Origin of the sequence: Streptomyces chengmaiensis, from assembly GCF_029846775.1 — a bacterium.
In the GTDB taxonomy this organism is placed as follows: Bacteria; Actinomycetota; Actinomycetes; order Streptomycetales; family Streptomycetaceae; genus Streptomyces; species Streptomyces chengmaiensis.
In genome coordinates this window covers 332,486-338,840 of sequence record NZ_JARWBG010000002.1, presented here as the reverse complement: position 1 = coordinate 338,840, position 6,355 = coordinate 332,486, and the positions used below count along the sequence as shown (strand labels likewise).

Here is a 6,355-nt window from a genome sequence, read left to right as displayed (position 1 = left end):
GTCGGCGGTTCGACGCGTATGCCGGCGGTGGCGGAGCTGGTGAAGGAGCTGACCGGCGGCAAGGAGGCCAACAAGGGTGTGAACCCGGACGAGGTCGTCGCGATCGGCGCCTCGCTCCAGGCCGGTGTGCTGAAGGGCGAGGTCAAGGACGTCCTGCTGCTGGACGTCACCCCGCTGTCCCTGGGCATCGAGACCAAGGGCGGCATCATGACCAAGCTGATCGAGCGGAACACCACGATCCCGACGAAGCGTTCGGAGATCTTCACCACGGCGGAGGACAACCAGCCGTCGGTGCAGATCCAGGTGTACCAGGGCGAGCGGGAGATCGCGGCGTACAACAAGAAGCTCGGGATGTTCGAGCTGACGGGTCTGCCGCCGGCCCCGCGCGGGGTGCCGCAGATCGAGGTGTCCTTCGACATCGACGCCAACGGCATCATGCATGTGACCGCGAAGGACCTGGGCACGGGCAAGGAGCAGAAGATGACCGTCACCGGCGGCTCCTCGCTGCCGAAGGACGAGGTCGACCGGATGCGTGAGGAGGCCGAGCGCTACGCGGACGAGGACCACCGGCGCCGCGAGGCCGCCGAGACCCGCAACCAGGGCGAGCAGCTCGTCTACCAGACCGAGAAGNCCTGGGCACGGGCAAGGAGCAGAAGATGACCGTCACCGGCGGCTCCTCGCTGCCGAAGGACGAGGTCGACCGGATGCGTGAGGAGGCCGAGCGCTACGCGGACGAGGACCACCGGCGCCGCGAGGCCGCCGAGACCCGCAACCAGGGCGAGCAGCTCGTCTACCAGACCGAGAAGTTCCTCAAGGACAACGAGGACAAGGTCCCCGCTGAGGTGAAGACCGAGGTCGAGACCGCCGTCGGCGAGCTGAAGGAGAAGCTCAAGGGCGAAGACACCGCTGAGATCCGCACCGCCACGGAGAAGGTCGCCGCCGTCTCGCAGAAGCTGGGCCAGGCGATGTACGCCGACGCCCAGGCCGCGCAGGGCGCAGCCGACGGCGCCGCCGGAGCGGCGGGCGGCGCGGCGGGCGGCCAGGCCAAGGCCGACGACGACGTCGTCGACGCCGAGATCGTCGACGACGAGCAGCCCAAGGACGCGAAGGGCGGTGCCGCATGACGGAGGAGACCCCGGGTTTTGACGAGAAGCCCGACGTCCCCTCCGGCGCCACTCCTGATGACGCCGCCGCCGAGTCCGCCGAGTCCTCCCGCAAGGAGGGCGCGGCGGCCCCGGCAGGGGACGCAGCAGCACAGACCGCCGGTCTGACGGCACAGCTGGACCAGGTCCGCACCGCGCTCAACGAGCGCACCGCCGACCTCCAGCGGCTCCAGGCCGAGTACCAGAACTACCGCCGCCGCGTGGAGCGCGACCGGGTGACGGTCAAGGAGATCGCCACGGCGAATCTGCTGACCGAACTCCTGCCCGTGCTCGACGACATCGGCCGGGCGCGGGAGCACGGGGAGCTGTTGGGCGGCTTCAAGTCCGTCGCCGAGTCCCTGGAGACCGCTGCCGCCAAGATGGGTCTGCAGCAGTTCGGCAAGGAGGGCGAGCCCTTCGACCCGACGATCCACGAGGCCCTGATGCACAGTTACGCGCCTGACGTCACCGAGACCACGTGCGTCGCAGTGCTTCAGCCGGGGTATCGAATCGGCGAGCGCACCATCCGCCCCGCGCGCGTCGCGGTGGCCGAGCCCCAGCCGGGCGCGGCCCCGAAGGAGGCGCAGGGCGGGTCGGAGACCCCGTCCGCTTCGGACGAGTCCGGCGGCGGTGCGAGCGGCGGCAACGGCGGCGACAACGAGGAGAGCGGTGGCCCGGAGCAGGGCTGACGCCGAGGCGGTCCGGGAGGAGGGACGTCGATGAGCACGAAGGACTTTGTCGAGAAGGACTACTACAAGGTCCTCGGCGTCCCCAAGGACGCCACCGACGCCGAGATCAAGAAGGCGTACCGCAAGCTCGCCCGCGAAAACCACCCGGACGCCAACAAGGGCGACGCCAAGGCCGAGGAGCGCTTCAAGGAGATCTCCGAGGCCAATGACGTGCTCGGCGACCCCAAGCGGCGCAAGGAGTACGACGAGGCGCGCGCCCTCTTCGGCAACGGCGGCTTCCGTCCGCCGGGGGCCGGGGGGCCCGGCGGCACCTTCAACTTCGACCTGGGCGACCTCTTCGGAGGCGGAGGTCCCCAGGGCGGGGCAGGCGGCGCGGGCGGCGCGGGCGGCTTCGGCGGCGGCCTGGGCGACGTCTTCGGCGGGCTGTTCAACAGAGGCGCGGGCGGCGCGGGCGCCAGGACCCAGCCGCGCCGCGGCCAGGACATCGAGTCCGAGGTGACGCTCAGCTTCACCGAGGCCGTGGACGGGGCCACCGTCCCACTGCGGATGTCCAGCCAGGCCCCCTGCACGGCCTGCTCCGGCACCGGCGACAAGAACGGCACGCCGCGGGTGTGCCCGACCTGCGTCGGCACCGGACAGATCTCGCGCGGCGGCAGCGGGTCGTTCTCGCTCACCGACCCGTGCGTGGACTGCAAGGGGCGCGGACTGATCGCGCAGGACCCCTGCGAGACGTGCAAGGGCAGCGGGCGCGCCCGTTCCTCGCGCACCATGCAGGTCCGCATCCCGGCAGGCGTCGCCGACGGGCAGCGCATCCGGCTGCGCGGCAAGGGCGCGCCCGGCGAGCGCGGCGGCCCTGCGGGCGATCTGTATGTGGTGGTGCATGTCGACGCCCACCCGGTCTTCGGCCGCAAGGACGACAACCTCACCGTCACCGTGCCCGTCACCTTCGCGGAGGCGGCACTCGGCGGCGAGGTGAAGGTGCCCACCCTGGGCGGTCCGCCGGTGACGCTGAAGCTGCCGGCCGGCACCCCCAACGGCCGTACGATGCGCGCCCGCGGCAAGGGCGCGGTCCGCAAGGACGGCACCCGAGGGGACCTGCTGGTCACCGTGGAGGTCGCCGTGCCCACCCAGCTCGGCGACAAGGCGAAGGAAGCGCTGGAGGCCTACCGCGACGCCGCCGCGGACGAGGACCCGCGGGCCGAGCTGTTCCAGGCCGCGAAGGGAGCTTGACATGGAAGGCCGGTCGGGACGCAGTCGCAACCCGTACGAGCTCAACGACGAGACGCCGGTGTACGTGATCTCGGTGGCGGCCCAGCTCTCGGGCCTGCACCCGCAGACGCTGCGCCAGTACGACCGGCTCGGCCTGGTCTCTCCCGACCGCACCGCCGGTCGCGGCCGGCGCTACTCGGCCCGTGACATCGAACTGCTGCGCGCCGTCCAGCAGTTGTCCCAGGACGAGGGCGTCAACCTGGCCGGCATCAAGCGCATCATCGAACTGCAGAACCAGGTCGCCGCACTGCAGCAGAAGGTCGCCGAGCTGTCCGCGGCCGTGGAGGGCGCGGCGGCGGCGATGCGGCAGCGCGAGGCACAGGTGCACGCGTCGTACCGGCGGGACCTGGTGCCGTATCAGGACGTGCAGCAGACCGGGGCGCTGGTGGTCTGGCGGCCCAAGCGGTCCGGGGACTGAGCGCTCCGCAGGCGGCGCCGCGACGGGCCGTCGACCGTGTGCCGGCACGTGGTGGCCGGCCACGCCCGCGGCGGAGCCGCGTATGGATGCAGACACCGCGCCTTTCGGGGCGCTGATGACCGGAGATCCCCGTCGGACGCCGTCCGGCGGGGATCTCCGTTTGCTTCCAGAAAGACCGTGCGCCTGTGTGCCTGTGCACGCTGCAGTCAGCCAGTCAGCCAGTCAGCCAGTCAGCCAGTCAGCCAGTCAGCCCGTCAGCCCGTGCCGTGCCCGCCGGCGCCGTGGGCCGAGGGCCGCCCCGTGCGGGCGTGTGTGCGCCGGTCTGGGAGCCCGGGTGGTCCAGGAGCTGCCGGAGCCGTTCAGCGCCCCACAGCGCCTTCACACGCCCTGTGGGGCACACGGGCGGCGGCGGTGGCGGCCCCGCCCGTACGCGGGCGGGGACTCACTGGTTCTGCGCCGCCATCCGGGGAAGCCGGGGGCAGCGCTCCTGCTCATGCTCGAGGATGCCCGACTGCGCGATCAGATAGCCGAGTTGCGTTCTGCTGCCGCTGCCCAGCGCCGAGCCCAGCTTGGCGATATGGGCGCGGCAGGTGCGCACGTTCATCCCCAGGCGGCGGGCGATCGCCTCGTCGACGTGCCCTTCGACGAGCAGCTTCGCTATGGAGCGCTGGACGCCGGTGATGCCGTCCAACGTCGGCCCGTACGAGATCTGTTCCTCCCACGGGATGCCGTGCAGCCAGAACTGCTCGAAGACCCCGACGAGATACTCGACGATCCCCTTGTGCCGAAGCTCCAGCGCGGAGAGCCGGTCGCTGCTCGCCGGAATGAAGGCCACTTTCCGGTCGACGATGATCAACCGGTCGATGATCTCCTCCAGCGTCCGCACCTCCACGCCCGAAGGCCCGACCTGCTCCATGTACGACAGCGTGGCCGGGTGATGGCGCGCGGTGTGCTGATAGAGGGTTCGCATTCGGACACCCCGGTCGATGAGCGGCTCGACCCGGCGCAGCGCCTTCTCCAGAATATGCGGCTGACGCCCGCTGCCGGGCTGGACCGTGAGAAGCTCCTCCGTACAGTCGGCGGTGACCTGATCGAGGGTGGTGTTGATGCGGTTGAGCCCCTCGAGCACGGTGATCCCTTGCGGGACGGTGGAGTTCTGGGCGCTGAAGGCCATGAATGGCTCAAGTGCGTCGGTGAGAGCCACAGTTCGGCGTCTGCGCTCTTGGATCTCCCTCTCGATGGGGTGTATCAGCTGTGTCAACGCGGTGGTCGGAGGGACCGGGCGGAGCCACTGTGCATCGTCGGGGTCCGGGTGAAGCAGGGCGAGATCGAACAGGCATGGGGTCGCCTCTGCCTCTGAGCGGGTGATTCTCCCCGTCCGGAGGGCCGTTGTGTACAGGCCTTTGGCTGCCTCGCACAGCTCGCCACTCGGGTGAGAGTGTCCGGATTCGCCCTCGATCGACGTCATATGCACCCCCTCAGGCTCCTGCATTACAGGAACATGATGCCTGCCGTCGCTGGTGCAAGCGTTCGGAGTGAGACATCGTCTAATGCGCGGGGGAGGAGGAATGATCTGAAGAGGTGGAGATCTCCCATGTCTTGGAAGCTTCGTGCGCTATGTGCTCTAGCCGTGGCGGCGGCCGCGTTCGGCGCGGTGGCCTCCGGCGAGCCCTCCTGGGGCGGCTCCCCCGTCGGCGACGTGACGGCAGCCGTTCAGGGCGAGCCCTCCTGGGGCGCCGCTCCCGCGGCCCTGCCGGGCGAGCCCTCGTGGGGCGCGGCGCCCGCGGCGACCGAAGGCGAGCCCTCCTGGGGCGTCGTTCCCGCGGCCGCCACCGGCGAGCCTTCGTGGAGTGTTGCTCCTGCGACCGCCCAGGGTGAGCCCTCTTGGGGCTTCGCCGCGGGCACCCTCGAAGCATGACCGTGCCCCCGGACGACCGGGTCTTCCGGCGTGAGATGGCAACGGCCTACCGCTCGGGGTGGCATTTCATCGATCTCGTCACGGCCATTCCCCACCGTGGCGACTCGTTGATGGTCACCCTCTTCGGAGAGCCGATCGTCGTGGCACGCGAAGAGGACGAGGACGTCCGTGCATACCGTTGCCTGCGCCGGCCCCGGGGCGCTCCACAGCCCGTCCGCTGTGCCATCCGGTACGGCATGATTTTCGTCAATCTCGACGCGCGCGACCACCAGCTCGTCGAGGCCGACACCACCGCCACCCCCCGCAGTGCCTGAGCGATTCCCCCGTCGTTGTAGATCGCTTGGGTGCTTCCCCCACACAGCGGCGCCATCGCGGACCTGAAACGCGATGGCGCCGCTGTGCTGTTTGTTTTTGTAACTCGGTTCGCCTCCGGTGAAGGAGTGGCTGATCAGACGCGGCCCATGGCCCTGGTGAGGGCGATCTCGATGACCACCCGGTCCGGGTTGGGTCTCGGGACGCGCCCGTAGCGCTCCGTGTAGCGCGCCACCGCGTCGGCGACCGACTCCGGATCCGCGCGGACCGTCGCCCGTCCCTCCAGCGTCGCCCAGCGGGCCCTGCTGACCTGGCAGAGCGCCACCCGCGCCCCCTCCGGGCCCGCGGCCAGCACATGGGAGACCTTGCGGCTGTGCTTGTCGGCGATCACCCGTGCGATGCCCCGCTCGCCGCCCTCGGGGTCGTACGTCGCCCCCACCGGCACCACATGGGGAGTGCCGTCGGGGCGCGGGGTGGTCAGTGTGCAGACATGGTTCTCGCGCCAGAAGCCGAGGTACGACGCGTCAGGGTCGTGCAGGTCGATCGCCATGTCCCGGAACCTACCTTCTTCCCGATCCTTGAGCTGAATAGACTCAACTTTATGTAT

At 70.3% G+C, this 6,355-nt stretch carries 7 protein-coding genes and 2 pseudogenes; 7 read left to right on the top strand and 2 right to left on the bottom strand.

What is annotated here, in order from left to right; genetic code table 11:
* From QCN29_RS03395 to QCN29_RS03375, 5 genes and pseudogenes are all read left to right on the top strand, one after another.
* A pseudogene (locus tag QCN29_RS03395) lies at positions 1–618 on the top strand (Hsp70 family protein); the annotation flags it as partial.
* A 173-nt stretch (positions 619–791) separates the two neighbouring features.
* A pseudogene (locus QCN29_RS03390) lies at positions 792–1,124 on the top strand (Hsp70 family protein); the annotation flags it as partial.
* Complete coding sequence (gene grpE, locus QCN29_RS03385; protein WP_279926140.1) at positions 1,121–1,831, top strand: nucleotide exchange factor GrpE; 711 nt, start codon at positions 1,121–1,123, stop codon at positions 1,829–1,831. The pseudogene QCN29_RS03390 and the gene grpE, both read left to right, overlap by 4 nt.
* A gap of 30 nt (positions 1,832–1,861) precedes the next feature.
* Positions 1,862–3,061 carry a molecular chaperone DnaJ gene (dnaJ, locus tag QCN29_RS03380; RefSeq protein WP_279926138.1) on the top strand — a complete coding sequence of 400 codons (1,200 nt, stop codon included), beginning with the start codon at positions 1,862–1,864 and terminating at the stop codon, positions 3,059–3,061.
* Between the two features lies 1 nt (position 3,062).
* Positions 3,063–3,518 (top strand): heat shock protein transcriptional repressor HspR, encoded by a 456-nt coding sequence (locus QCN29_RS03375; protein ID WP_279926136.1) that lies wholly within the window; start codon positions 3,063–3,065, stop codon positions 3,516–3,518.
* 442 nt (positions 3,519–3,960) lie between these two features.
* Here the strand turns inward: QCN29_RS03375 and QCN29_RS03370 are convergent, their stop codons facing one another.
* Positions 3,961–4,986: a helix-turn-helix transcriptional regulator gene (locus tag QCN29_RS03370; RefSeq protein ID WP_240134528.1), complete on the bottom strand. Its 1,026-nt coding sequence runs from the start codon at positions 4,984–4,986 to the stop codon at positions 3,961–3,963.
* 126 nt (positions 4,987–5,112) lie between these two features.
* On the opposite strand from QCN29_RS03370, the gene QCN29_RS03365 reads away from it, so the two are divergent.
* A complete protein-coding gene (locus QCN29_RS03365; RefSeq protein ID WP_279926135.1) occupies positions 5,113–5,436 on the top strand; it encodes a hypothetical protein in 324 nt (107 codons plus the stop codon).
* Positions 5,433–5,750, top strand: coding sequence for a Rieske (2Fe-2S) protein (locus QCN29_RS03360; RefSeq protein ID WP_240134439.1), 318 nt, complete (start codon positions 5,433–5,435; stop codon positions 5,748–5,750). Before QCN29_RS03365 ends, QCN29_RS03360 begins: the two co-directional genes overlap by 4 nt.
* 134 nt (positions 5,751–5,884) lie before the next feature.
* On the opposite strand, the gene QCN29_RS03355 is transcribed toward QCN29_RS03360, so the two are convergent.
* Positions 5,885–6,298 (bottom strand): pyridoxamine 5'-phosphate oxidase family protein, encoded by a 414-nt coding sequence (locus tag QCN29_RS03355; protein ID WP_279926134.1) that lies wholly within the window; start codon positions 6,296–6,298, stop codon positions 5,885–5,887.
* Positions 6,299–6,355 lie beyond the last annotated feature (57 nt).

What these genes read in the sequence shown, in the direction of transcription:
- QCN29_RS03355 (WP_279926134.1), bottom strand. Translation starts at nt 6,298, where the DNA reads ATGGCGATCGACCTGCACGACCCTGACGCGTCGTACCTCGGCTTCTGG.
- grpE (WP_279926140.1), top strand. Translation starts at nt 1,121, where the DNA reads ATGACGGAGGAGACCCCGGGTTTTGACGAGAAGCCCGACGTCCCCTCC.
- QCN29_RS03365 (WP_279926135.1), top strand. Translation starts at nt 5,113, where the DNA reads ATGTCTTGGAAGCTTCGTGCGCTATGTGCTCTAGCCGTGGCGGCGGCC.
- QCN29_RS03370 (WP_240134528.1), bottom strand. Translation starts at nt 4,986, where the DNA reads ATGACGTCGATCGAGGGCGAATCCGGACACTCTCACCCGAGTGGCGAG.
- dnaJ (WP_279926138.1), top strand. Translation starts at nt 1,862, where the DNA reads ATGAGCACGAAGGACTTTGTCGAGAAGGACTACTACAAGGTCCTCGGC.
- QCN29_RS03375 (WP_279926136.1), top strand. Translation starts at nt 3,063, where the DNA reads ATGGAAGGCCGGTCGGGACGCAGTCGCAACCCGTACGAGCTCAACGAC.
- QCN29_RS03360 (WP_240134439.1), top strand. Translation starts at nt 5,433, where the DNA reads ATGACCGTGCCCCCGGACGACCGGGTCTTCCGGCGTGAGATGGCAACG.